This window comes from Dyadobacter sp. SG02, from assembly GCF_900109045.1.
Lineage (GTDB): Bacteria > Bacteroidota > Bacteroidia > Cytophagales > Spirosomataceae > Dyadobacter.
This window is the reverse complement of record NZ_FNYL01000006.1, coordinates 372055-396843: the sequence shown is the minus strand read 5'-3', so window position 1 is coordinate 396843 and position 24789 is coordinate 372055. Positions and strand designations below refer to the sequence as shown.

At 51.0% G+C, this 24789-nt stretch carries 28 protein-coding genes; 14 read left to right on the top strand and 14 right to left on the bottom strand.

Annotated features, from left to right (window positions below):
• The first annotated feature begins 181 nt into the window (after window positions 1-181).
• The 3 genes from BMW93_RS16965 to BMW93_RS16955 all read left to right on the top strand — a co-directional run bounded on the left by BMW93_RS16965 (window position 182) and on the right by BMW93_RS16955 (window position 6213).
• A complete protein-coding gene (locus tag BMW93_RS16965) occupies window positions 182-3622 on the top strand; it encodes a TonB-dependent receptor (RefSeq protein WP_229240528.1) in 3441 nt (1146 codons plus the stop codon).
• A gap of 33 nt (window positions 3623-3655) precedes the next feature.
• Window positions 3656-5254 carry a RagB/SusD family nutrient uptake outer membrane protein gene (locus BMW93_RS16960; RefSeq protein ID WP_090378581.1) on the top strand — a complete coding sequence of 533 codons (1599 nt, stop codon included), beginning with the start codon at window positions 3656-3658 and terminating at the stop codon, window positions 5252-5254.
• 116 nt (window positions 5255-5370) lie between these two features.
• The gene (locus BMW93_RS16955) at window positions 5371-6213 is read left to right on the top strand and encodes an endonuclease/exonuclease/phosphatase family protein (RefSeq protein ID WP_090378579.1); all 843 of its coding nucleotides are present in this window, start codon (window positions 5371-5373) and stop codon (window positions 6211-6213) included.
• Window positions 6214-6288: 75 nt separating this feature from the next.
• On the opposite strand, the gene BMW93_RS35470 is transcribed toward BMW93_RS16955, so the two are convergent.
• Window positions 6289-6444: a hypothetical protein gene (locus BMW93_RS35470; RefSeq protein WP_177194107.1), complete on the bottom strand. Its 156-nt coding sequence runs from the start codon at window positions 6442-6444 to the stop codon at window positions 6289-6291.
• A gap of 39 nt (window positions 6445-6483) precedes the next feature.
• Between BMW93_RS35470 and BMW93_RS35465 the strand changes: the two genes are divergently transcribed.
• Window positions 6484-6651 carry a hypothetical protein gene (locus BMW93_RS35465; protein ID WP_177194097.1) on the top strand — a complete coding sequence of 56 codons (168 nt, stop codon included), beginning with the start codon at window positions 6484-6486 and terminating at the stop codon, window positions 6649-6651.
• Window positions 6652-6712: 61 nt separating this feature from the next.
• On the opposite strand, the gene BMW93_RS35460 is transcribed toward BMW93_RS35465, so the two are convergent.
• Window positions 6713-6868 (bottom strand): hypothetical protein, encoded by a 156-nt coding sequence (locus tag BMW93_RS35460; RefSeq protein WP_177194106.1) that lies wholly within the window; start codon window positions 6866-6868, stop codon window positions 6713-6715.
• Between the two features lie 8 nt (window positions 6869-6876).
• Window positions 6877-7320 carry a DUF6934 family protein gene (locus BMW93_RS16950; RefSeq protein WP_090378576.1) on the bottom strand — a complete coding sequence of 148 codons (444 nt, stop codon included), beginning with the start codon at window positions 7318-7320 and terminating at the stop codon, window positions 6877-6879.
• Window positions 7321-7379: 59 nt separating this feature from the next.
• Between BMW93_RS16950 and BMW93_RS16945 the strand changes: the two genes are divergently transcribed.
• From BMW93_RS16945 to BMW93_RS16930, 4 genes are all read left to right on the top strand, one after another.
• Entirely contained in the window at window positions 7380-8072 is a 693-nt protein-coding gene (locus BMW93_RS16945) for a DUF4369 domain-containing protein (RefSeq protein ID WP_229240527.1), read from the top strand.
• 108 nt (window positions 8073-8180) lie between these two features.
• Window positions 8181-9446 carry an amidohydrolase family protein gene (locus tag BMW93_RS16940; protein ID WP_229240526.1) on the top strand — a complete coding sequence of 422 codons (1266 nt, stop codon included), beginning with the start codon at window positions 8181-8183 and terminating at the stop codon, window positions 9444-9446.
• A 36-nt stretch (window positions 9447-9482) separates the two neighbouring features.
• Window positions 9483-10934, top strand: coding sequence for a hypothetical protein (locus BMW93_RS16935; protein WP_090378571.1), 1452 nt, complete (start codon window positions 9483-9485; stop codon window positions 10932-10934).
• 77 nt (window positions 10935-11011) lie between these two features.
• A complete protein-coding gene (locus BMW93_RS16930; protein WP_090378568.1) occupies window positions 11012-11245 on the top strand; it encodes a DUF433 domain-containing protein in 234 nt (77 codons plus the stop codon).
• 147 nt (window positions 11246-11392) lie between these two features.
• On the opposite strand, the gene mtgA is transcribed toward BMW93_RS16930, so the two are convergent.
• Entirely contained in the window at window positions 11393-12079 is a 687-nt protein-coding gene (gene mtgA, locus BMW93_RS16925) for a monofunctional biosynthetic peptidoglycan transglycosylase (RefSeq protein WP_090378565.1), read from the bottom strand.
• Between the two features lie 123 nt (window positions 12080-12202).
• Here mtgA and BMW93_RS16920 point away from each other — a divergent pair, with 123 nt between their 5' ends.
• Complete coding sequence (locus tag BMW93_RS16920) at window positions 12203-13483, top strand: DUF2851 family protein (RefSeq protein WP_090378562.1); 1281 nt, start codon at window positions 12203-12205, stop codon at window positions 13481-13483.
• 24 nt (window positions 13484-13507) lie between these two features.
• Here BMW93_RS16920 and BMW93_RS16915 read toward each other — a convergent pair whose 3' ends face one another.
• From BMW93_RS16915 to BMW93_RS16890, 6 genes are all read right to left on the bottom strand, one after another.
• The gene (locus tag BMW93_RS16915) at window positions 13508-13705 is read right to left on the bottom strand and encodes a hypothetical protein (protein WP_015811882.1); all 198 of its coding nucleotides are present in this window, start codon (window positions 13703-13705) and stop codon (window positions 13508-13510) included.
• Window positions 13706-13790: 85 nt separating this feature from the next.
• A complete protein-coding gene (locus tag BMW93_RS16910) occupies window positions 13791-15206 on the bottom strand; it encodes a CCA tRNA nucleotidyltransferase (RefSeq protein ID WP_090378559.1) in 1416 nt (471 codons plus the stop codon).
• 52 nt (window positions 15207-15258) lie between these two features.
• On the bottom strand, window positions 15259-15465 hold the full coding sequence (locus tag BMW93_RS16905) for a hypothetical protein (protein WP_090378556.1): 207 nt from the start codon (window positions 15463-15465) through the stop codon (window positions 15259-15261).
• A gap of 2 nt (window positions 15466-15467) precedes the next feature.
• Window positions 15468-15761 carry a type II toxin-antitoxin system HigB family toxin gene (locus BMW93_RS16900; RefSeq protein ID WP_090378553.1) on the bottom strand — a complete coding sequence of 98 codons (294 nt, stop codon included), beginning with the start codon at window positions 15759-15761 and terminating at the stop codon, window positions 15468-15470.
• A gap of 96 nt (window positions 15762-15857) precedes the next feature.
• Entirely contained in the window at window positions 15858-16229 is a 372-nt protein-coding gene (locus BMW93_RS16895) for a globin (RefSeq protein ID WP_090378896.1), read from the bottom strand.
• 83 nt (window positions 16230-16312) lie between these two features.
• Complete coding sequence (locus tag BMW93_RS16890) at window positions 16313-17086, bottom strand: AMP nucleosidase (RefSeq protein WP_090378551.1); 774 nt, start codon at window positions 17084-17086, stop codon at window positions 16313-16315.
• A 51-nt stretch (window positions 17087-17137) separates the two neighbouring features.
• Between BMW93_RS16890 and BMW93_RS16885 the strand changes: the two genes are divergently transcribed.
• Window positions 17138-17587 (top strand): type I restriction enzyme HsdR N-terminal domain-containing protein, encoded by a 450-nt coding sequence (locus tag BMW93_RS16885; protein WP_090378548.1) that lies wholly within the window; start codon window positions 17138-17140, stop codon window positions 17585-17587.
• A 94-nt stretch (window positions 17588-17681) separates the two neighbouring features.
• On the opposite strand, the gene BMW93_RS16880 is transcribed toward BMW93_RS16885, so the two are convergent.
• On the bottom strand, window positions 17682-18290 hold the full coding sequence (locus BMW93_RS16880; RefSeq protein ID WP_090378544.1) for a YceI family protein: 609 nt from the start codon (window positions 18288-18290) through the stop codon (window positions 17682-17684).
• Between the two features lie 52 nt (window positions 18291-18342).
• Window positions 18343-18807: a MarR family winged helix-turn-helix transcriptional regulator gene (locus tag BMW93_RS16875; RefSeq protein WP_090378541.1), complete on the bottom strand. Its 465-nt coding sequence runs from the start codon at window positions 18805-18807 to the stop codon at window positions 18343-18345.
• A gap of 292 nt (window positions 18808-19099) precedes the next feature.
• Between BMW93_RS16875 and BMW93_RS16870 the strand changes: the two genes are divergently transcribed.
• The 3 genes from BMW93_RS16870 to BMW93_RS16860 are packed head-to-tail and all read left to right on the top strand — an operon-like array spanning window position 19100 to window position 22285.
• Window positions 19100-19675, top strand: coding sequence for a Maf family nucleotide pyrophosphatase (locus BMW93_RS16870; protein WP_090378537.1), 576 nt, complete (start codon window positions 19100-19102; stop codon window positions 19673-19675).
• A gap of 9 nt (window positions 19676-19684) precedes the next feature.
• Entirely contained in the window at window positions 19685-21214 is a 1530-nt protein-coding gene (locus tag BMW93_RS16865; protein WP_090378534.1) for an alpha-amylase family glycosyl hydrolase, read from the top strand.
• 60 nt (window positions 21215-21274) lie between these two features.
• Window positions 21275-22285, top strand: coding sequence for an SMP-30/gluconolactonase/LRE family protein (locus BMW93_RS16860; RefSeq protein ID WP_409013103.1), 1011 nt, complete (start codon window positions 21275-21277; stop codon window positions 22283-22285).
• Here BMW93_RS16860 and BMW93_RS16855 read toward each other — a convergent pair whose 3' ends face one another.
• Window positions 22286-22840 (bottom strand): hypothetical protein, encoded by a 555-nt coding sequence (locus tag BMW93_RS16855; RefSeq protein WP_090378531.1) that lies wholly within the window; start codon window positions 22838-22840, stop codon window positions 22286-22288.
• Between the two features lie 184 nt (window positions 22841-23024).
• Here BMW93_RS16855 and BMW93_RS16850 point away from each other — a divergent pair, with 184 nt between their 5' ends.
• Entirely contained in the window at window positions 23025-23528 is a 504-nt protein-coding gene (locus BMW93_RS16850; protein WP_090378528.1) for a GtrA family protein, read from the top strand.
• A gap of 3 nt (window positions 23529-23531) precedes the next feature.
• On the opposite strand, the gene BMW93_RS16845 is transcribed toward BMW93_RS16850, so the two are convergent.
• Window positions 23532-24713 (bottom strand): acetyl-CoA C-acyltransferase, encoded by a 1182-nt coding sequence (locus BMW93_RS16845; RefSeq protein ID WP_090378524.1) that lies wholly within the window; start codon window positions 24711-24713, stop codon window positions 23532-23534.
• Between the last annotated feature and the right edge of the window lie 76 nt (window positions 24714-24789).

The following is a 24789-nucleotide window of genomic DNA, read 5'->3' as shown; positions in this document are numbered from 1 at the left end:
TTCAACCAAAACAACCCTTCTACCCTATGGCTAAACCTTGACCCAGATTCATTAAAAAAGCCGGCAATGATTGCAGCATTACCGGCCTGATTCTCCCGGTTCATTTCAACAGAAGGACAGTTCCGCCAAAATCGGAGCACGGGAGGGCTTTGTCCAGAATTCATCAAAACCATTCGAATTTATGAAAAAAAGTAGTCGACCACTAACGTACCTGGTGACTGTGATGAAAATTGCATGCATACCATTCATACTGACCCTGCTGTTCAGCAGCCTGTCGCTCGCCAGTAATGGGCTGGCGCAGGAGCTGCTCCAACGCAACGTAACCCTGAAAGCCGAGCGCCAGGACCTGCGCCAGGTGCTCACCAACCTCGAAAAATCGACGGGCGTGCGCTTCTCGTACGTGCCGTCGCTCGTGCGTAACCAGAAAGTGAGCGTATCCGCCGAAAACCAGCGGCTCTCCGTCGTTCTCGACCAGTTGCTCGCTCCGCTGAATATCCGCTATTCGGTTTCCAAAGAATACATTATCCTGAACCGGAAACCAACCAAAACTGCGGGTACAAATGACACAAGCCTGCTCGATGCATTCAGCGAAGACGGCGTCATCGATCGCATTATTCGCGGGAAAGTCATTGCGGCCGACACCAAGGAGCCGCTTCCGGGTGTGAGTGTGGTCGTAAAGGGCACCCAGCGCGGTACCTCCACCGAAGCGAACGGTACATTTGAAATAGAAGTACCCAATGGCGACGCCCAACTCATTTTCAGCTTTGTGGGCTACCTCGCGCAGGAGGTGAATGTGGGAAACCAGTCGGAGCTGGATGTGACATTACTTTCAGATACCAAGTCGTTGCAGGAAGTGGTGGTAATCGGTTATGGAACGGTTAAAAAGGCCGACTTATCGGCCTCTGTTTCGACGGTGCCCGATATGGAGCAGATCAAAAACCGGCCGGTACTCAATGTGGGCAGCATGATCCAGGGCAAAGTAGCGGGTGTAACGGCGATCAGCAATGGCGGCCACCCTAACCAGACGCCCAATATCACCATTCGCGGAACGGGCTCGCGCGGGGGCGAGAGCGTATTGTACGTAGTCGACGGTGTGCCTAATGCGCCGTACAACCCGGCTGATATCGAATCCATTACCGTTTTGAAAGATGCGGCTTCGGCAGCGATTTACGGTGCATTCTCCGGTTCGGCGGGCGTTATCCTTATCACCACGCGCCAGGCAGCGCAAGGCAAGCCGAGCATCGAGTACAGTGGTTTTATGGGGATGAAACAAGCCTGGAAACTGCCGCAGTCGCTCACCGCAGCCGATGAAGCCAAAGTATCCAACCTCGCTTATACCAATGCAGGCCTGGCTCCACTCGACGGCTGGGACGCGACCAAAAACCCGTACGCACAAGTAACCCGTACCGACTGGATCGACGAAATCTTCCGCACCGGACTCATTCAGCGCCACAACCTCAGCTTCAACGCGGGTACCGACAAGTTCTCGACGCTTTTGCAGGGTCGCTACGAGCGCGACGAGGGCACACTCATCAACACGTATGCACAGAATTTGTCGGTACGTTTTAATGCGACCTACAAATTCACCGACAAGCTCAAACTCCGCCAGGAGCTTTTTTACAATAACAATGATAACCGCGGCACAGAAACGACGAGCGGTTACAGCGGAACTGTGCTTTCGGCCATTTACATGCCGCGCTCTGCTGTGGCCTATTATGATGACGGCAGCTTCGGCGGCGTAGGCCCGCGCGATTCGCAATACCTGGGTATTCACGGAGACGCGATCAGCCCGGTTGGGACATTGCTTCGTAACAGGCCATATAACAAAAGCAACGATATGCAGTCGGTTACCGAACTGGGTTATTCCGACATTATCCCCGGGCTGAGCTTCCTTACCCGTTTCAGCTACCGCCAGAACAGCTCGCTTTGGAAAAGCTTTGACCCCAAAAGGACGGAGCCGGGCAAGCCCAACAACCAGAATACCCTCTCCTACTCGACCAACCGCGGTTATCACTGGATTTGGGAAAATACGGCGAACTATTCACGCGTATTCGGTCGCCACAATGTAGGTGCAATGGCCTCCATGACCGCGCAGGAAAACGGCAACCGCAATTTCAACATCGCGGCAAGAGGCTTTGAAAACGAAGCGGATTGGGCGCAATTCTTTGTGAATGCATCGATTTTTGACCAGAACCGTCCAGGTGATGACGAATGGAAAGACCGTAATGCATCCTACGTGGGACGTCTCTCGTACAGCTGGGCCGACCGTTACTTCGTGACCGCCAGCTATCGTTACGACATCGCCGGCCGCCTTGCGGAAGGTTTCCGCTCCAAAGGTTACCCTGGTTTTACAGGTGCCTGGAAACTAAGCTCCGAGCCGTTCTTCAATGTAAAAGGCCTTGATCTGCTGAAACTCCGCGCAAGCTGGGGCCGCATCGGGAATATCGGTTCCATCGGGCGGTACTACGGATATCCTAATCTTACGCCCAACAATACCTACCAGATTGGTAACGGCGCGCCTATCAGCAATGGATTGTATGTCAATGCAAGATTCAATCCCGAGCTGTCGTGGGAGACTTCGCAGCAGACGGATTTTGGTTTGGATATAAGCCTTCTGAAAGAAAAACTGACTATTACCGCCGATTACTTCAACAAACTGACCTTCGACCTGATCAAACAACAGGATACCGAATGGACCAACACGAACGGTTACGGCGCGCCTTTTATCAACCAGGGCAAGATCAGGAATACGGGTTTTGAATTTGCGGCTAACTGGCGCGATCAGATCGGCGAATTTGGCTATGAGATCGGCGGTAACTTCGCCACGCTCAAAAACCGCGTCGACTATATCGACGAAAACCCGAACTCGGTATGGACGCATGGCGATGCTTGGAGAAGTATTCTTGTACCATTCCGCTCCACCGTTGGCCAGCCTTATTACTCCTATTGGTTGATTAAAAACGCGGGCATTTTCCAAACCGACGAAGCCGCTGCTGCCTACGTAGGCCCTACCGGCGACCGCGTTCAACCCAGTGCAAAGGCGGGCGATCTGAAATTCGTGGACGAGAACGGCGACGGAAAGATCGACGACCTCGACCGCGTGTACATGGGCAATGCATTTCCGAAAATCACTTATGGTATCACTGCGAATGCGAATTGGAAAAATTTCGATTTCAGCATTTTCTTCCAGGGCGTGGGTGGTGTAAAACTCTTCAATGCATTCAAGCAATCGACATTGAACGGTGCCGAGCAGGGCTACAACCGTTGGGACAAAATCCTCGACGCATGGTCGGAAACCAATACAGGCTCCGATATTCCAAAGATCCGGGCGAACGATCCGAACAAGAACTTCTCCACCAACTCCGACTGGTACCTCGAAAACGGCAATTACCTGCGTTTGAAAAACCTGATCATCGGTTACACATTCAAAAGCAAGCCGGGTAAGCCCAGCCTGCGCGTGTACGTGAGCGGCGATAACCTGCTGACATTCACCAAATACTCCGGCATGGACCCAGAAATCGGCAGCCAGCTGATCGACGGCCGCTACACGGCCCCGGGCCTCGACGGCGGTCAGTATCCCGTAGCACGTGTGTATTCAGCCGGTGTGAAGCTTAAATTCTAATGCCCAAATCCGACCAAACAAAGACTTTGACTCATGAAACATATCATTAAAAATGCGGGTCTTGCCATTGTCATGGCCGTAAGTGCATCCGCATGTACCGAAAGCTGGGTAGATACCAAACCCAACGGCTCGCCTACTACCGCATTCTTCTGGAAAAGTGATGAAGATCTGAACAAGGCCGTAGCAGCGATGTACGCGCCGATGGGCTACGAGAACACCTGGGGCCGCAACCTGTTCTGGATGCAGAATGCCTCCGACGACATCGTGACCGGCCGCGTACGTGCGGAAAGCGATAATATCAAGAACTTCAACATTACCGGCCGCGAAGGCTCCATCGCCAACTGCTGGAACGATGTGTACTGGATGCTGAACAAGGCAAATCAGGTAATCCAGGGCATTCCGACGGCTACCGGCGTGTCGGATGCCGTGAAAAACCGCGCATTGGGCGAGGCTTACTTCATCCGCGGATTCGCGCATTTCTGGCTGGCCTATTCTTGGGGCCACAAAGACCTGGGCGTACCTTTCGACGGTCCGGAAAATGCGGAGTTCGGCAAGCGCATTCCGCCACAGCTTCCTTCGGTAACAGACAACTACGCACAGATCATCAGTGATTTGCAAAAAGCCGCCGACCTCCTCCCATTGTTCCAAACCTACGGCGCAAGCGACCAGGGACGCGCGCACAAGGCGGCGGCTTGGGGCTATATGGTGAAAACCTATGCTTACTGGGCTCAGTACGATGCCTCCAAATGGGCGCTGATTCCTGATTTGGCCGACAAGATCAAAAATGAGGGCGCGCGCGCGCTCATTACCGGCAAGGGAAATGCGGCTGCGAATTATCAGGCGGTTTTTACCATTGAAAACAACTGGACAAGCGAATATATCTGGTCGGTGAACTCCGGTATCCAGGGCGGTTCCATTTTCCCGGGTGTGGCATTGGAGAACAAGGGTTGGGGGATTTTCAATGGCTGGGGTTATTTCCAGCCTACCGAAGAATTGTATGACGAATATGAAGCGAAAGACCCGCGCCGCGAAGTAACGATCCTGAAATTCGGGGACAAATTCACCTATTTCGGTAAAGAGCGCTCCTACTTCTCGACCAACAGCCTCTCGGGTTTCCAGATCCGCAAATACATGGAGCCGTACAGCTACGGAAGCAACGAGAATGCCGGCAGCAACACGATGATCAACCAGAACGGCGACGGCCCGTCGACGCGCCTGAACCTGCCGCTGATGCGCTATGCGGAAATCCTGCTCTTCAAAGCGGAAGCATTGATCAAGCAAAACAAAAATGCGGAGGCAGCGGCACCATTGAACGAAATCCGCGCCCGCGTGGGACTCGCGCCGATTGCAGCACCTACATTGGCCGACCTCAAACACGAGCGCCGCGTGGAGCTCGCCTGCGAATGGACCGACCGCCTCGCCGACCTGAAACGCTGGGGCGACTACGACAAGATCAATATGCCGCTCCATGGCCGCATTCATGACAACAAAACCGATCCTGCATCACCTTATAAAATTCAGGTAGTGTGGCCGGCCCGCAGCTTCGACCCGGGCAAACACATGGCCTGGCCGATGAACCCTGACGAGGTTTCACGCAGTAACGGCGCCTACAAGCAGACGCCGGGCTGGTAATGCATCAGAAATGTGAATTTTCATCATGAGTTAATATTAAACGCATAATTTTGGCGCGACAACAGGAGACCCTTCGGGGTCTTTTGTTTTATAGTTAATCAATCATCTTATACCCAATGAAAAAAATTGCCCTTTACTTACTGGCATTCGTCTCGCTCGCGAGCGCGTCGTATGCGCAGAAAACCGCGACTATTAATGTAGGTTCTTACAACCTCCGCTACAACACCCCCAACGACGGCGTAAATGCCTGGCCCAACCGCAAGGAGAATGTAAAAGGACTCGTCCGTTTCCATGAATTCGACATTTTTGGCGTGCAGGAAGCGTTGGTAGGCCAGTTGAAAGACGTGGCTGAACTTCCGGAGTTTGCCTACTACGGAAAAGGCCGTGACGATGGCAAGGAAGGCGGCGAGCATTCTGCCATTTTCTACAAAAAGGACCGTTTCAAATTGCTCAAATCGGGTGATTTCTGGCTGAGCGAAACGCCCGACAAACCCGGCCTGGGCTGGGACGCGAAATGCTGCAACCGCATTTGCTCATGGGCACAATTTGAGGACGTGAATACCAAAAAGAAATTCTATTTCTTCAACGTGCATTTCGACCATCAGGGCGTGGAAGCCCGCAGACAATCGGGCCATTTGATGGTGAAGAAGATGAAGGAAATCGCAGGAAACGCGACCACCATCCTCACCGGCGACTTCAACTCGACGCCCGACACCGAGCAAATGAAAACCATCGCCGGCGCGCTCAACGACACCCACGACGTGACCAAGCAAGCGCCATACGGCCCGGAGGGCACATTCAACAGCTTCAAATTCGACGCGGCCATGAAAACCCGTATCGACTATATTTTTGTGAGCAAAAACGTAGATGTATTGAAGTACGGCGTGCTGACGGATTCAAAAGAGCAGCGCTATCCTTCTGATCACCAGCCGGTTCTGGTGAAAGTGGAGATTAAATAGTACTTCGGCTTTTGGCTTCGGCAGCCGGTTTTTGGAGATTTGGAAGAACATCCGATCGCTAAAAGCTGGCTGCCGTTATTTTTTGTCGAAATCGGGGAGGCCGTAAGTCTTTACGATGTGTTCAGCCAATTCTATCTTATCTTTAAAGTAGCCCTTGTTAAGAAGCTCATCAAGGCTTTTATCAGCCTTCTTCAAAACGGGTTTTCGCAAGCGTTCGAGTTCTTTTTCCATATCTTGTATAGCAGTTACCAACCTGGCCGTCACTCAATAATGCAAATAACCCGCCTGCTCATCTGTGTAGTTGCGAGCCTCGCATTCGCGTCGACGGAAAGCGTCAAAATCAAAATCGTTGCTCCAAAAGCCTGGAATGACCGCAAGGCGCTTTTGCTGACGAGGAAGAAGGGATTCACAGTGCTGGTGAAAGTTGAGATTAAATAGTACTTCGGCAGTCGGCTTTGGGGCATTTGAATCGTATACGATCTCCAAAAGCTGGCTGCCGTTATTTTTTGTCGAAATCGGGGAGGCCGTATTTTTCAATCAAGCGGTTCATCTTGTCAAACTTCTCTTTGAACACATCCTGTTCGAGATATTTGTCAAGACTTTTGTCTACTCCTTTAATTTTTGGCGCAAATGGGCCTGCAAGTTTCTTTCCCATCTTGATGACTAGTTTTTTCTTCTGATTAAGAACGCTTGATAGTCCTTGTCGGTACAAAACGTCTCCCATTCATCACCCAACAATCCAAAAACCTCGAAATCTTGCTTGATAGTTTCCAAATTATTGGAAATTACCGCTCTGTAAAGCCTCGTTCTTGATGGTGTACTGCCTGTGGCTGCAATCAAAGCGTTTGGAAACAGGTTGGTGAACAAATAAACCGTTGATGCGACGGTCGCCAGCACTTTTACACTATCTCCGTTATTTGTGGCTACGCAATCATCCAGTTGTCCGGTCTCTTCATTTTTATCTCCAAATCCAAGATTGAAGACATTATCAAGAGCTCTCGGACTGTAAATTACAACTTTTTTAATACTACCTTTTGGCCCCTGGCTTACAAATTCGTAAGTCATGGCCGTTTCGCCCTTCGTTATTTCATATTGATCATAGTGCATGTAGTGCAAAGATAAATGGTAACTTGTAGAGCTGTTTTCAACTCGGCTGTCCCATAGTAATGCAAATAAACCGCCTGATCATTTGTGCATTAGCGAGCCTCGCCTTGACGTCGACGCAGAACGTCAAAATCAAAATCGTTGCGCCAAAAGCCTGGAATGACCGCAAGGCGCTTTTGCTGACGCGTGAAAAAGGATTCGCGGCGGTAGTGCATTCGATCAGGCTCGGTTTCGACACCACCCACCTCAATATGGATTCGGATTTGCTTCCGGATCTGTACCAATTTCAGGTTTCGCAAAAGAAAGGAGCGCTGACGTTCTTCTTCGATCCGGGAACCGAAATCCGGCTGGATACCACCAATCTTGCGAAATCGACGGTGACGCATTCGAAAAGCAATGACGAATGGCGGGAATATCAAACGCTCGTGCAAGCTCCTTCCGACCAGCGACTGAATGCATACATTTTAGCCGAAGCGAATGCCAAAAAGCGGAATCTCGCCGACAGCGCGAGATATTGGGTCGCAGAGCAGGCGGCGGAGCGCGAAAAGTTGTGGGATTCGACGGCGGATTTTGTGACTAATCACCCCAAATCCTACGTCAGCCTGTATTTACTAAAAGTCAATTGGTTTGCGCTCAAAAACAGGAATCTGTTTGAAAAACTCGATCGTTCGCTGGCGCATCACAGGAATTATCGCTTTTTAAAAGAGCGGAATAATGTGATCGTCAAAAGTGTACAGCCCACGCAACGCAAATAACAAATGCAGATCTTTTCAGGCATCAAAAACAGTTTAAGCAGGAACTCGATAGCGGTTAATATCTTCAACATTGTCCGACTGGCAACGTATCAACTCGTTATGATTGCCATGCTTTGCAGTTGCGGCAAAAATAGCGACAGGCCGGCCGCACAATCGTCACCCATCAGGGAAATCAATCAGAAAGAAATCATCCTGAAAAAATCAACCATCGCGATCACCGGCGCTACTATCATCGATGGCACCGGCGGGGCACCGATCGGGAACGGCTGCGTGGTCGTAACGGATGGGGTTATCAGCGCGGTTGGATCGAAAGCGGACATTGAAATACCAGCCAATGCACAAATTGTAAATGCTCAGGGGCTCACATTGCTGCCCGGCTTTATCGATTCGCATTTCCATCTGGACGGCGTTCACGGCCTGCCGGCGCAATTTCTTCAAAACGGCGTGACGTCCCTGCGCGATCCCGGCGCATGGATTGAAGCATATGACGATGAAAGAAAGGATTCAAAGCCGATTCCACGGCTTTTCCTGGCCGGTCCGCATATCGACATGTTCCCGCCTGCCTACCCGCGCGACGCATATGTGGTCAGGGATGCGGAGGAGGCCGTGCGCGAGGTAAACCACCTGGCAGATCAGGGGGCGTCGGTGATCAAAGTTTACTTCCGTTTGCCGCCGGCTATCATCCGCGAGGTATGTAAAGCCGCTCACGCACGGGGCATTCCCGTGACCGGGCATCTCGAAACGACCGAGGCCAAAGAGGCCATTGAAGCCGGATTGGACGGCGTCGAGCATATTACCTCGTTCGGTCTGACGCTCGTTTCGCAACGGGAAGGCGAGAAATACCGCCAGATGGTCCTGGCCGACAATAATGCCCGTAAACAGGGCAGGTACGACGTTTGGAAAAGCATTGACCCGAATAGCCCCATCACCGATTCGCTCGGGGCTTTTCTTAAAAACAAGGGCACATTCATAAGCCCGACGCTGGGCGCATTTGAATATCAGGCCACAGTTGGTCAGCCATTGGATACCGCCCGTTTGGAAGGATTTAACAAAATGAAAAGGATCACAGGTAAGCTCCACAGCGCCGGCGCGAAAATTGTCGTCGGGTCGCATTCGATGATACCCTATGCGGAGACCGGCTGGGCGTTCCAGCGCGAAATGGAGTTGCTGGTCGAAAGCGGGCTTAGTCCGGCCGAAGTAATCAGTGCCGCTACGCTCCAAAATGCGCGTTTCTTTCGCATTGAGGACAGGCTAGGAAGCATTGAAAAAGGAAAACAGGCCGATCTGATCCTGATTAAAGGAGATCCGTTGAAGAACATATCCGCAGCCCGGGACGTTAGGAAGGTTATGTTGAATGGGGTATGGGTTAAATAAGCAGGAATTGCTACATTGCTTTTAAACAATGCTATTATGAAAAATCTCCTTCTGATCATACTAAGCGCGTTGATGCTTTGGACTGGTAACCAGGCTTTCGCGCAGGCCGAAGAAGAAAAGCTTGATCTTCCGGGCGATAATCTCAACCTGTACGCTGTATTAAAGCTTTTCCAGGAATCGGAAACGCTCGAAGGTTTTGAGCGGAAGTTGAATGAGGAAGATTCGGAGATCAATAACCTCGACCTGAATGGCGACAATCAGATCGACTATATCCGCGTGGAGGATAATGTGGAAGGCAACCTCCACACGATCAGCCTGAAAGTGGCCGTCAGCGAAACGGAGGACCAGGACGTGGCCGCGTTTTACGTCGAGAAAAAGGACGACGGTGAAATATGGATACAACTTGTCGGCGATGAGGATCTTTACGGCAAGGATTACATTATCGAACCCAATTCACAATCGGGAACCGTCACTGAAACGCCTAACCCTGGCTATACCGGGAACCGGGAGGTCCAGCAGGCTGCGGTACAGCAGAATGTCACTTACGTATCGAACTGGCCGGTGGTTCAGTTCATTTTTGTGCCAAGATATGTGATCTGGCGGTCGCCGTGGCGGTGGCATTACTACCCCTCCTACTGGCGCCCGTGGCGGCCACGTTACTGGCATTACTACTATGGCTACCATTACCACTGGCATTACTACTACAATCGGCACTTCCGCCGCTGGCCCAGCTACCGTAACCCGGTCTGGCATACGCACTATTACGGCGGCAACTTCCGCTCGCGCTCTGTGATCGTACGTACGCGCTACACACGAGGCGATTACCGCGCTACCTATTCGAGACCGTCGTCGGCACGGCAAGGTTCGGCATTGTTTGTAAAAAGAAACCCCACTGCTCCGACCAGGCGGGAAAGGCTACCTAATTTTGACAGATCCGGCCGCCCGGTAATCACCCGGCCATCGGCCGGCCGGCCGGGAACTTCCCGCCCGGAAATCGGAGGCGGCAACGGGCGTCCATCCGTCGAAAGACCTGGAAATGAAAACAGTGGCCGACCGGGAACCGTCCGGCCGGGAACAGGTCGTCCGGGCACTAGTCGTCCTGGTACAGACCGGCCAGGCACATCGAGGCCTATTAATCCCAACCCGGGTGTAACGCGACCGGGCAATCCGGATGTTTCAAGACCGACACCAACGCCATCGCCCCGGCCCGATGTGACGCGTCCTACACCATCGCCGCGGCCCGAAGTAACCCGACCAACACCAACGCCAACGCCTCGTCCGGAAGTAACACGGCCTGCGCCAAACCCGACTCCTCGCCCGGAGGTAACCCGGCCTAATATCGAACGCCCGGCACGCCAGACACCTGCCGCACGGCCAACGCCTGCACCAAGCCGACCGGAAACGTCGCGGCCTGCACCGGCGCCATCGAGCCGGCAGCAGAGTTCGCCGCGGTCGTCACGGGATGGAGAGCGATCGAGGGATAATTGATATTGGTCGGTTACACATTACGTTGGCTTAACTAGTCATTATTTCGTAAATTGTAATGAGCAAACCTTTGAAGAAGCATGCGGTACGGTCCAATCAATGTAGATCCTGAAATTATGAGTGGTGTGCCAGTGTTCGCAGGAACACGGGTACCGGTTCAGAATCTTTTCGATTACATCGAGGGCGGCGAAGATTTGTCAGAATTTTTGGACGACTTCCCCTCGGTTTCAAAAGAAAGCGCATTGGCTGTCCTAGAAATGGCTAGAAAAGCCCTTACTTCCGAAAAAGCATTGCATGAAAATTTTACTGGATGAAAGTCTTCCCCGCAAACTACGACACGATTTCGGTCCTGAACATGACGTATGGTTAGTCCGCGATAAAGGATGGCTTGGTAAAAAGAACGGCGAGTTGCTGTGTACATAGCGACAGGTATAACACAGACGGTGACTGAAATCCATTAATTACAAGTCTGCCAAATACTTCTGCCCGCCCAAATACCGCATTTGGCGGACGATCTGGTTGGTACGCTTGTTCACATACGCAGAAGGGTTCTTAATCGAAAAACGGATCGGATTGGGTAGCACTGCAGCGATGCGCGCGGATTCGTAGCGGGTAAGGCGCTTAGCCGACTTGTTGTAGTAGCGCATTGAAGCAGCTTCGACGCCAAAAGTCATTTTACCCATTTCAGCTACATTCAAATACACTTCCAGAATACGCTCCTTGCTCCACAGCACTTCGATAAGGACCGTAAAATACACTTCCAAGCCTTTACGAATGTAACTCCGGCCGTGCCAGAGAAAGACATTCTTGGCGACCTGCTGGGAAATGGTGCTCGCGCCACGGGCCCGCTTGCGCTCCTCGGTCATGGCATTATAGATCTGATCGAAGTCGAAACCCCAGTGGTTGGGGAAATTCTGATCTTCGGAGGCCACTACGGCCAGGGCTACTTCTTTGGAAATGTTTTCATAAGGCTCCCAATCGTGGAAAATCTCCGTGTCCTCATCTGCCCTGAACGCATCGATCTTCCGCGAGATCATGTAAGGCGTTACCCAAATGGGCAAAAACCTCAGGATGACCACCCAAACGATTGAAAGCACGATAAAAGCAAGGAAGATTCTGAGCGCAATAAATTGCAGACGGCGGAGCATAAAACTTTTTTACTTCTACAAACAGAAACCAAGTAACAAAAACAGCGTACAAAGAACAGAAACTAATCAGGTTTAGGCAAAGAAATATGCGCCTTAATCGCCAAAATTTTAAATACGCTGTATATGAATGAAGATTTACTAAGTTTTATCTGGCGCTTCCAATACTTTGAAAAGAAGGAGCTGACGACCGATGGATATTTGCCGCTTTCCATTCTCCGGCCAGGTTACCGCAACACCGATGCAGGCCCGGATTTCTCCGAAGCCCGCCTTTCGATCGACGGTGTGCTGTGGGTCGGGAGTATCGAAATCCATGTGAAAGCGTCCGACTGGCACCTCCACGAGCACCAGCAAAACGGCGCATACGACGGTGTCATCCTCCATGTGGTTTGGGAAAATGATCATCCGGCCATGCGGCGCGACGGAACGGCCGTTCCGACATTGTCCCTGAACGGGCTGGTGAAAGCATCCGTGATTGAAAGGTACCGACGCCTGCTCGACGAAAAGGATGTCGTTCCATGCAATCGGCAGTTCGGCGATGTGGAACAAATCCGAAAGTACGCCATGCTCGACCGGGTATTGCTCGAAAGACTTGAACGCAAAGCTTCGGAAATTCAGCAGCTGTACGAAACGAGTCAGCAGGATTGGGAACAAACGGCCTATCAATGGCTGGGCCGACATTTCGGGTTTAAACTGAATGCCGCACCATTTCAGCGACTTACGCGCATTATTCCCTGGAAAATCATCCGCAAGCACACCGACCGCCTGATCCAGATCGAAGCGCTGTTGTTAGGTTGTTCCGGACTTATTCCGGAAGATTCCGAAGATATATATGTACGTCAATTGCAACAGGAATTCCGCTTTCTGAGCGCCAAGTACCAGTTACAGGACGATGTAATGCAATCGCATGAGTGGAAATATGCCCGGTTACGGCCGGCCGGTTTCCCGACGGTCAGGCTGGCGCAGTTTGCGAGATTACTCGGTAATACCGGCGGCTTTTTGAACCGGTTTATCGTTTCGGACCACTTCGACGAAATACGCGAATTGTTCAGGATCGAGCAGTCGGCCTACTGGCGGGAGCATTACCTGTTTGAAAAGAAAGCGAGAGCGAAAGTCCCGGTTTTGGGCATGGACGCTGCCCATTTGCTGATTATCAATGCTGCCGTGCCGTTGCTCGTGGCCTATTCCAAGCACCGGCAGCAACCCGAGTTGCTCGATAAGGCTATTTACTGGCTTTCGGAAATACCCGCCGAAGATAACCGCATCACCCGCGAGTGGGCATCGCTAGGCATGCGCGTGAAAACGGCCGCCGATTCGCAGGCATTGATCGAATGGTTTAACAATTATTGTACTCCAAGGCAATGCCTGGAATGCATGGTAGGCGCAGCGCTCGTGCGGGATGCCTAGCCGGGGGCGCCTAGCCGGGGGCACCTAGCCTTTAACCAGATTTACGCCCGTCAAAAGAAATACCGTTCCCACCAGAAACGGCACGATCGATTCCCATTTGGAAACCGTTAGGCCCAGAACGGGCTTGTCCGACAAAAATGCAACGCACGCGAACAGCAATACCGCAATACCTAGAATCGTGAGCAAAGAGCCGAAAAAACGTTTGAACTGGGCGTTTTCCATGAAATGTGTCTATGAGGAGATTAAAAAGTTCGCAAAAATATCAAATATGCGCTGGCATTGGCCAGGTTATCCCAAAAAATGTGCCTTACACCCGGGTGAGGCCCATTTTTTCGCCCTCTGCGATCATAAATGCGAAGGCCTGTTCGTACTCGTTAGGTACAATACCTTCCAGGATCGCTTCACGCACCGCTTCCTTGATAACCCCCACCTCCCGCGCAGGCTTCAACCCGAACGCCTCCATGATCATTTCCCCGGTAACAACGGGCTGGAAATTGCGAAGCTTGTCGCGCTCTTCCAGGTCTTTGAGTTTCTGTTCCACCAGGTCGAAATTGCTGATGAAACGCCTCACTTTTTCCGGGTTTTTGGAGGTAATATCGGCACGACAGAGATTCATCAGCGCTTCGATGTCCTCTCCCGCTTCCACCAGCAAACGCCGCATGGCCGAATCGGTGATTGCCTCTTTGGAAAGCACAATGGGACGTAAGTGCAACCGCACCAGTTTTTTCACGAAACGCATTTTCTCATTCAACGGCAGCTTCATCCGGCGGAAAATCACCGGTACCATCCGCGCGCCCATCTCCTCGTGGTTGTGGAACGACCAGCCATTACGCTTATCGAACTTCTTGGTAGCAGGCTTGGCGATATCGTGCAGGATGGCGGCCCAGCGCAGCCAGAGGTCGTCCGAAACCTGGCAGACATTATCCAGCACCTGTAATGTATGGTAAAAATTATCCTTATGTCCCTTGCCCTCGATGTGCTCGACGCCCTGCAATTCTACCAATTCAGGGAAAATAATGGTCAGCAGCCCTGCGTGATAAAGGAGTTTAAAACCATAGGAAGGAGTTTTGGAAAGAATGATCTTGTTCAGCTCGTCTGAAACCCGCTCCATCGACACAATGCTGATGCGGTCCTTCATTTTCACGATCGCATCGAACGTATCGGGCTCGATATCGAAGTTGAGCTGGCTCGCAAACCGGATTGCGCGCATCATGCGCAAAGGATCGTCGGAAAACGTAATTTCAGGATCGAGCGGGGTGCGGATAATCTTTTTGCGGAGATCGCTCATACCTTCGAACGGGTCGACCAGCTCTCCGAAGCTACCCGCATTGAGGCTGATCCCCATCGCATTGATCGTGAAGTCGCGGCGGTTCTGGTCGTCGGCGAGTGTACCATCCTCCACTGCCGGCTTGCGGGATTCGGAACGGTAGGATTCTTTCCTGGCGCCTACAAATTCTATTTCCAGGTCGCCCTGTCGGATTTGTGCGGTGCCAAAATTCTTGAAAACACTCACATGCACATCCGGCCCCAGCCTGCCGGCCACCATTTCGGCGAGCTCGATGCCGCTGCCGATGGAAACTATATCAATATCCTTGCTATTCCTTTTGAGTATCAGGTCCCTCACGAACCCACCGATTATATACGCTTCCACCCCCAGCTCCTTCGCAGCCGATACAACTTTTTCCAGAACCGGGTATGGTGTCAATTGCTCTTTGAAATTCATGCCGCAAAGGTAGGGAATTCTTGGTTGGCATGAAGCGGGATGCTTACGCGTGTTACGAAGTCATCTCTCCCCTAATTCTCTCCGCCTGTACGGAATCCGGCAATTCTATCGGGTAATGCTCATCGTCATAAGCTCCGATAAGGTCGGCAAGCACATTGGCTTCGTCACCCTCCGGTGTACCAGCGGGTGCATCAAAAACTTCGTTGAATCTTTTCAACGCCTGATCAAATTCTTCTTCTGTCTCGATTGCTTTGTGCATGGTTAAATCAAGTTTGCGTCGACTTTATCATATTCACGATGCGTTCCGATAAACCGGATGAAAACAAATTGCCGCTCAAACTCGAAGCGAGCAACTAGCCGATAACTATTGCCTCGGATATTAAATACAATTCGGCTGTTCTTCAAAATACTCGCATGACAAAAAACATCCTTAACGTCAGTTGGCGATCGCCATTCCGCTTTTATGACAATTTCATACCATTTCCTGAGATATTCCTCCGAATCAGGATGATTCTCCCAAAAATTTTGCAGTGTGCGCTTCACGAAAACCCTCATGGATATTCTGTTTACTAAAATACAATGTTCCGCCGGACGGAACACCATTTAGACGTCAGAATCTCAAAAAGGTAACGCCTTGTAGAATAGATCTTTTTAGGTATTCACCATAAAAAACGCCGTCCGCGGAAACCGGTCGAACAACTCGTTCTTCAAATCTTCGGGAAGCGAAAGTGATTCCACGGCGGACGCCATGCATTGCAGCCACGCAACCGCGTCGTCTTCGGTGATGGTGTGGGGCATGTGGCGGGCACGCATCATAGGGTGGCCGTACACGTCGGAGTAGAGCTGCGGGCCGCCGAGGAATTGAGTCAGGAAAAGGCGCTGCTTTTCCTTAATGAGGTCTTTATCGGTTTTGAAAAGCCTGGAAATGAGCTCGTGCTCGAAAACCTGGTCGTAAAATTGATCGGTGAGTTGCCGGAGCGCAGCGTCTCCGCCGATGCGCTCGTATAATGACTGATGTTCCATAAAATATCTGGCGGGATTCATCGCCAGCCGACTTTACAACTCCTAAGGTACTCGTGCAGGTTCCCGGGCAATTATGACAGTTGTCAGTTCTCGAACCGCAAATGCTTTACCGATTCGCCGGAGCGCGCGAGTTCGGTCAATGCTTCGATACCGATATCCAGGTGCTGCTTTACGTAGCTCGATGTCACTTTTTTGTCGCTTTCTTCCGTTTTTACACCTTCCGGCACCAATGGGTTGTCCGAAACCAGCAGCAATGCGCCGTGCGGGATGGAATTGGCAAAGCCTACAATGAATATCGTCGCAGTTTCCATATCGATGGCCATCGCCCGGACCGCCTGCAAGTACTCCTTGAAACTCGCGTCGTGCTCCCAGATGCGGCGGTTGGTGGTGTAAACGGTACCGGTCCAGTAGTCGAGTTTCTGCTTTTTAATGGCTGCGGAAACAGTGCTTTGGAGGCGGAAAGAAGGTAATGCGGGGATTTCAGGCGGCATATAATCATCACTCGTACCTTCTCCACGGATAGCGGCGATGGGAAGGATCAGATCCCCTACCTGTGTTTTTTTCAAACCACCGCATTTACCCAAAAACAATACCGCCTTTGGATTAATAGCTGATAATAAGTCCATTATCGTAGCAGCCATCGGGCTTCCCATCCCGAAATTGATGATGGTAATGTCCTTAGCAGTCGCGGTTTGCATCGCGCGGCCCTGTCCCCGTACCCCCACGCCGAACTTCTCGGCAAACATGGTCACATAGTTTCCGAAGTTGGTCAGGAGAATGTAACTTCCAAACTCCTCCACAGGCGTACCCGTATAGCGCGGGAGCCAGTTTTCGACGATCTGTTCTTTGGTGGTCATGAATTCAGCAGGTTTGTTGGCGAAGCCACCCGGCGTTCATTATCTTCGTTCATGGAATCATTGAACCTTCCCGGGTTTGCCCACAAAGTTAAGCAGGTTAACGGGAAACCGCATATTTTCGACATTATCCGCAGGAAATTCGTGACGCTCACACCCGAGGAATGGGTGCGCCAGCATTTCATCCATTTGCTCATCACGCATTACGGTTACCCGAAATCGCTATTCGCCGTAGAGACTGGCTTACAATACAATACGCTCTCCAAACGCACCGACATCATGGTGCTTTCCAACAATTCGTTGCCGTTTCTGCTGGTCGAATGCAAAGCGCCGTTCGTGGGCGTGACGGACGCCACATTCGCGCAGATCAGCCGTTACAATTTCACCCTGCAACCGCAATACCTGGCAGTTACCAATGGCATGGCGCACTATTGTTTCCAGGCCGTGAACGGACAAATCCACTTTATGGACGATTTTCCGAAATATCGCGATTTCAACCAATAACCACAAAAAAAACCTGTCCAAACTGAACAGGTTCTTTTAACATTCAGGTCATACAAATGCAGACGGCTGATACCAGGCAACCGCCTGCGGGTAATTATTTGCCGGCAACCAATTTCACGTCGATAGAGAAATCGTCGTTGATAATTTTGTCGCCAAGGTTATCGAAGAATGACTTTGAGTTGTATTTGATGTCGTATTTCGAACGGTCAACAACCAGTTTACCAGTAGCTTCTGCACCGGCAGCGGTAGTTTTAACAGTTACAGGGAAAGTAACAGGTTTGGTAATACCCTTGATAGTCAGGTCACCAGTCACATCGTAAACACCCGTTGCTTTGGGAGTAGCTTTGGTCACCACGAAAGTTGCAGTCGGGTGTTTTTCAACGCTGAAGAAATCGTCTGATTTCAAGTGGCCGATCAGTTTACCGTTGTATTCTTTGTCTGTAAGGTCAGTACAAGTGATGCTGTTCAGGTCGGCAACGAATTTACCGCCGGTCAATTTAGCGCCGTCGAGTACGATTGTTCCCTCTTTCAAAGTGATTTTGCCTGTGTGTTCGCCGGCAACCTTTTTGCCCAACCAGGTCAGTTCGCTTTTAGCAGGATTTACTTTCAGGTTAGTAGCTTTTTTACCATTGTCTGCTGACACAGAAGAAGATGCAAACAATGCTACTGCAAGAGAGGCGACAAAAAATTTAAGTGATTTCATTGTAGTTTTGATTAAAAATTAAATTGAATTATGGATTTGTGTTAATTGTGTTCTAAGCTTGGTTTTCGTTTTCCCGGAGCTTATCGAGCAATGCGCTGATCTGCTCGGCCTCGGCTTCGGAAATGATATTGAACCGGTTTTCCCAATCCTCGATAAACGGATCGAGCACTTTGAGCAGTTCGAGCCCTTCTTCGGTAATCACGACGTCCACGGCACGGCGGTCGCTTTCGCAGGAAGTCCGCTTCGCCAGATTCTTCGCCAGCAGCTTGTCCACGAGCCGGGATGTGTTGGAACTCTTGTCGAGCATGCGCTCGGTAATGTCGCCCACTTTGATCGGGTTACCTTGTTGCCCCCTCAAAATCCTCAGCACGTTATATTGTTGCGGCGTAATGTCGTGCTCCTTGAAAGATTCGAGCTGTTTATATTCGAGCCACTTGGTGGTGTACACCAGGTTCAGCGCCAACTTTTGGAAGGGGCTCCGAAATTTTTTCTGCTTGATATCAGTTTCAATAGACATAGCCAATCGGTTTAAATGCAATAATGATGTATATACATTTAATGTAGAAACATCTATTGGCAAAGAAATAGTTCAGTAGAGGAGGAAATATTTTAAAAAATTTTATCAATACAAAAATCAATACACATAACACCCTGATAATCAAAATAAAAAGCAACACTCCGAACAACAACTGACCACACCCGACAACACCTGACTACCCCTGACAATAACTGACTACCCCTGACAATACCCGACCACACCCGACAACACCCGACCACCCCTGACAATACCTGACCACACCCGACATTACATGATCGACCTTAACAAACCCCTTATCCTAGCCTCCAACTCCCCCAGAAGAAAGCAACTACTTCACGAATCCGGCTTCGCATTTACCGTCGAAGTCCTTCCTACCGACGAAAGTTACCCCGCTGATCTCCCCGCCGAAGTGGTAGCGGGCTACATTTCACGCGAAAAGGCCGAGCAGTTCCGTGGCATCCGCCCCGGGGCGCTGGTACTTACTGCCGACACCGTCGTAATCGCCGATCACCACATTCTAGGCAAGCCGACGAACACTACCGATGCATTCCGGATGATCAAAATGCTTTCCGGTAGGAGCCATAAAGTTGTGACAGCGGTGAGTTTGTTGTCGGATGATACCATTGAAACTACCTCCGACGCGGCAGAAGTTTACTTCCGCGACTTGGAAGATTGGGAAATCTACCACTATATTGAGCAATACAAACCCTTCGACAAGGCGGGCTCCTATGGCATTCAGGAATGGATCGGGATGGTGGGGATCGAGAAAATCGAAGGGTCGTTCTATACGATCATGGGCTTGCCCGTTCAGGTCGTTTACCAGCTATTGAAACCGCATTTCCGTTAATGCCACGCTATGTTTGCAGACAGATCAGCCAGTATCCCCAAAGTTTGTTATGAGATATTCGTCCGTTCTTTCTGCGATTCGAATGGCGACGGCATCGGTGATTTAAATGGCGTTATCTCCAAACTGGACTACCTGGCCGACCTCGGCGTCGAGGCGATCTGGCTCACGCCCATCCACCCTTCGCCGAGCTATCACAAATACGACGTCACCGATTACTACACCATCGAACCCGAATATGGGACGATGAACGATTTCAAGCGCCTGCTCGCGGGTGCGCACGAGCGGGGGATCGCTATTTACCTCGACCTGATCGTGAACCATACGAGTACCCTTCACCCGTGGTTCAAAGAGGCGCGAAAAAGCAAGGATAATCCATACCGGCAATATTACTGGTGGATGACCGAAGACCAGATCGATCACCTCGGCATTTCCGAACGGCAGACTTCGGACGATTCGCAGGTCGTGTACCCGTGGCACGAAAACCCGAACGACGACGAGAAATACTATGGCCTGTTTTTCAAGGGTATGCCCGATCTCAATTATCATTCGGATGCATTGCGCGAAGAAATGGCCAAAGTCATCCGCTTCTGGCTGAACGACGTAGGTGTCGACGGGTTCCGCCTCGACGCCGCCCGGCACGTTTATCCGATTTGGGACAATGGAGAGAGCATTAGTTTCTGGGAATTTTTCTCCAAAATTGTCGGCGAGGCCAAGCCTTCGGCATTCACCGTCGGGGAAGTGTGGGCCGAAACCGAAGAAGTAGCTCCCTATTTTCGCCATTTGAATGCCACTTTCCATTTTGACCTCAGCTTTGCATTGCAACGTATGCTCATAGCGGGGCGCGACGAGCAGATTATCGACAGGTTGCTGGCCAGCTTCAACCTGTTTCAGAAATACAACCCGCTGTTTGTCAATGCGATCATGCTGACCAATCATGACCAGGAGCGGATCGGGAGCGTCGTGGGTGGCAATATTGAAAAGATCAAACTCGCGGCCAGCATTCTGCTCACACTGCCGGGCCAGCCATACCTGTATTATGGTGAAGAAATAGGCATGCTGGGCCTGAAACCCGATCCGTATATCCGCGAACCTTTCCTATGGACGCCCGATCCGGAAGATCCTCAGCTTACCCATTGGATCTCGCCGGAATTTACCACCCTGAAAACAGTGGCGCCCCTTTCGGAACAGAACGGCGATTTAAACTCTATTTTCAATCATTATAAAAACCTCATACACCTGCGCAGGAGCGAACCCGCGCTAAGCCAGATCCTGGCGCCTAACCTGCAACCCGTACGTCTTGGCGATGATCAATTGCTCGCCTATTTCCGCCCGCACGCCGAGCGGTCGCTGGTTATTATCCATAATCTCGGAGACACCGAAATGGAATTTCAGATGCCGGCGGATAAATCGCTGTTTACAGAAGTGCTGTTTTCGACAGACCCGGAGCACAAATCGGTGCTGACTAAAAGCCGTCTATCTCCACATTCGAGCATTATTCTCGCACCGCCCCGGAATGCGCGTGCCGCAGAAAAGCAGTAGGGAAGCACCGCACCGGTTCTTTAATGCTAAATCGTTGTCGGTACCGCTAATGCATTCCTTATGAAATCCGGTATAATTTCCACCTGTCTGATCGTCCTGCTGACCTGTACTGCTATGGCGCAAAAATCCTACCCTACCATGGGCAAGATTGTCTATGAAGATCCTGCGTTTGAAAAGATGTTGTCCAAAGATGCCAAAATCGAGGTGCTGGCCTCGGGATTTGAGTGGTCGGAAGGGCCGGTGTGGGTGAAGGACGGGGGTTATCTCCTGTTTTCGGACGTGCCGAAGAACAAGGTTTATAAGTGGGGTGAAAAAGAGGGACTTTCCGTATTCCTGGAACATTCGGGGTATACGGGTCGCGGCGTTTACAGCGACGAACCGGGCAGTAATGGCCTCATTATCGACAACAAAGGCCGCCTCGTCTCCTGCGAGCACGGCGACCGGCGCATTTCCGCAATGCCTTTGAATGTGGGCGGAAAAGTTACATTGGCCGACAAATTTGAGGGGAAGCGCTTTAATAGCCCAAATGATGTCGTACAGCACAGCAACGGCGACTACTACTTCACCGACCCGACCTACGGCCTCGCCAAAAAACACGAAGACCCGACCCGTGAGATTAAGGAATTTGGCGTGTATCGCATTCATCAGGACGGCAAGGTAACGATGCAGGTCAGCGACCTCAGCCGCCCGAACGGCCTCGCATTCTCGCCCGACGGCAAAACATTGTACGTGGCGCAATCCGACCCCGAAAAGTCTATCTGGATGGCCTACCCGCTCGACGCGAACGGCAATGCAGGAAAGGGAAAACTCATTTACGACGCCACGCCTATGGGCAAACGCGGTATGGCAGGCTTGCCCGACGGCCTCAAAATCGATAAAGACGGCAACCTCTGGTCGTCCGGTCCGGGCGGAATGCTCATTATCAGCCCGGCGGGCAAGCTGCTCGGCCGGATTGAAATGGGCGAACTGACCTCCAATTGTGCATGGGGCAACGATGGTTCTACCTTATATATGACCGTCGACGGCTACGTTTGCCGCATTAAAACCAACACCAAAGGCGCAGGCTGGTAATCAGTTTTTCTTCCGGTATTCGCGGAGCGTATTGTCGACATCCCGTTTCACAGCGGCCCAATCGGTTTTTCCGTTGCGGTAAATATTGGTGTAGGCCTTGTAAAGCGCCAGTCGATCGTCGCTGATCTTGTCGAGCTCCATCGCCATTACCTGCCGCGATGAAGATTTGGCGTTTTTGTATTCGTTCAGCAGGTTATTATACCTGTTTTCAAGGTTATCCAACTCATAAAGAACAACTTCCGCCAGCTTGTCCATATCTGTATACTGATTGAGCAATTGCTGATTGTAACCCGCATTGCCGCTGACGGACGTGGTTGTACCGCCTGTCGAACCGTTGCCGTCGACAACCCGGTCGTAATCCTTCCGGTAGGTCGGATCGGTCGTTTGGGAATTCCTGCTATCCTCCGGTCCACTTGAAGAACGATCGGTCGAAGCCGTGGATGTAGAAGATGAAACGCCGTGGCGCTGATCGTAGCGCCGCTGCAGTGCCGCGGAGCAAGAGAGGGTCAGGGCAGCAAATGCCGCTATTACCGACCATATGTAAAGTTTTTTCACTGATAATCCAGTTAGAAGTTATGTCTCGAGCCGATGCAGAGATCGGGACTAAAGTAAGGGAATTTAGGCATAAATCGGAAGCCCACTTACTCAAAATAGGAGGCCCTGTTTTGTTTCCAGACCATTTTCTTTCTAATATTGGGGCCTCATTCAGGTTCGCCGTTCCAATCAAACTAACACACCAGTGACCCAAATCAAGCAGAACAAGATTTTCAATCCCAAAGATATCATTGCCTATTTTCTTGTCGCGGGTACCGGTGCATTGATCCAGTTAGTTTCCAGCAGTCTTATCCAGGACTGGTTCAACATCACATGGAGCGACTCTATTGTACCCTCCTACATCATCGGTTTTTTCTGGGGTTTTACCCTCACCAAACTCTTCGCATTCGACGCGCGCCGCAGCAATCAGACACGCCGTGAAATGGTAAAATTCCTCATGGTTTCAATGGTTTCGCTCTTCATTACCTGGGCATTCACCATCGGTTCGTCGAAATTGCTCGTCGATTACCTGGGCATGGAGGTTTACAAAGTGAAGTTCTCTTTTGCCAAAAAGGAAGTAAATGTGACCGAAATGGTTTGCTACGTGATCGGGATGGGTTTCAGCTTTATCAGCAACTACATACTGCACAAAACCTTTACTTTCAAGAGCACCGGTTTTTACAATCGCCTGAAAGTCCTGATTCGCTGACCGTTACAGCCTTTCCACGATCATAGCAGAAGCTCCGCCCCCGCCGTTGCAAATGGCAGCGAGGCCGTATTTTGCATTGTTTTTCTCCAAAACAGACAGTAAGGTGGTGATAATGCGTGCGCCCGAAGCTCCCAGCGGATGCCCGAGCGACACTGCGCCGCCGAAGACATTGACCTTCTCCACATCGAGGTTCAATGCTTGAATGTAGGCCAGTGCTACTACCGCAAATGCCTCATTCACTTCGAAGTAGTCGATATCTGAAATTTTCAAACCCGCTTTTTTCAACACTTTCTCCGTTGCCAGCACAGGCGTAGTCGTAAACCAGGCCGGTTCTTGTTCCGCATCGGCATATGCTACAATGCGCGCGATGGGTTTGAGGTTTTGTGCATTCACAGCATTGCTACCTGCCAGAATCAATGCAGCGCCGCCGTCGTTGATGGTCGAAGCATTCGCAGCTGTCACGGTTCCGTCTTTGGAAAAAACCGGTTTTAAAGTAGGGATTTTATCAAACTTGACGCGCTTGTATTCCTCATCCTCGCCGACTACGGTCACCTCACCTTTTGGCGATGTGATTTCAACAGGCACGAGCTCGCTGGCGAACGAGCCATTAGCGGTAGCTTCCGCCGAACGCTGGTAAGAACGGATTGCGAATGCATCCTGCGCCTCCCGAGAAATATTGTATTTCGAAGCGGTTTTATCGCCGCAAACACCCATACCGATCTGGTCGTACACATCGGTAAGCCCGTCTTTCAAAAGCCCGTCGATAATCTCGCCATGACCGTATCCATAGCCATTCCGACCTTTGGGTAAATAATAAGGAATTTGAGACATATTCTCCATTCCGCCGGCCACTACAATTTCCGCATCGCCTAACTGAATCGCCTGCGCACCCAAAGCCGTAGCCTTCATTCCGGAAGCACAAACTTTATTAACCGTAGTACAAATCACCGAAACCGGTAGCCCGGCATAAATAGCGGCCTGCCGCGCCGGTGCCTGGCCGAGATTGGCCGAAACGACGTTGCCCATCAGCACCTCATCGACCGAAGCCGGATCAATGCCGGATTTTGTTAATGCTCCCTGAATGGCGGTAGCACCCAATTTGGGGGCGTGCACAGAGGAAAGTATACCGCCAAAACTGCCAATAGGAGTACGTAAAGCGGAAAGAATAAAGACGTCAGTTTGCATGATGAATTTTGAATGAACCAGATTGTATTATAAGGTGGCCTGCGATGGCAAGTTACAAATAATGGTTCAATATGAA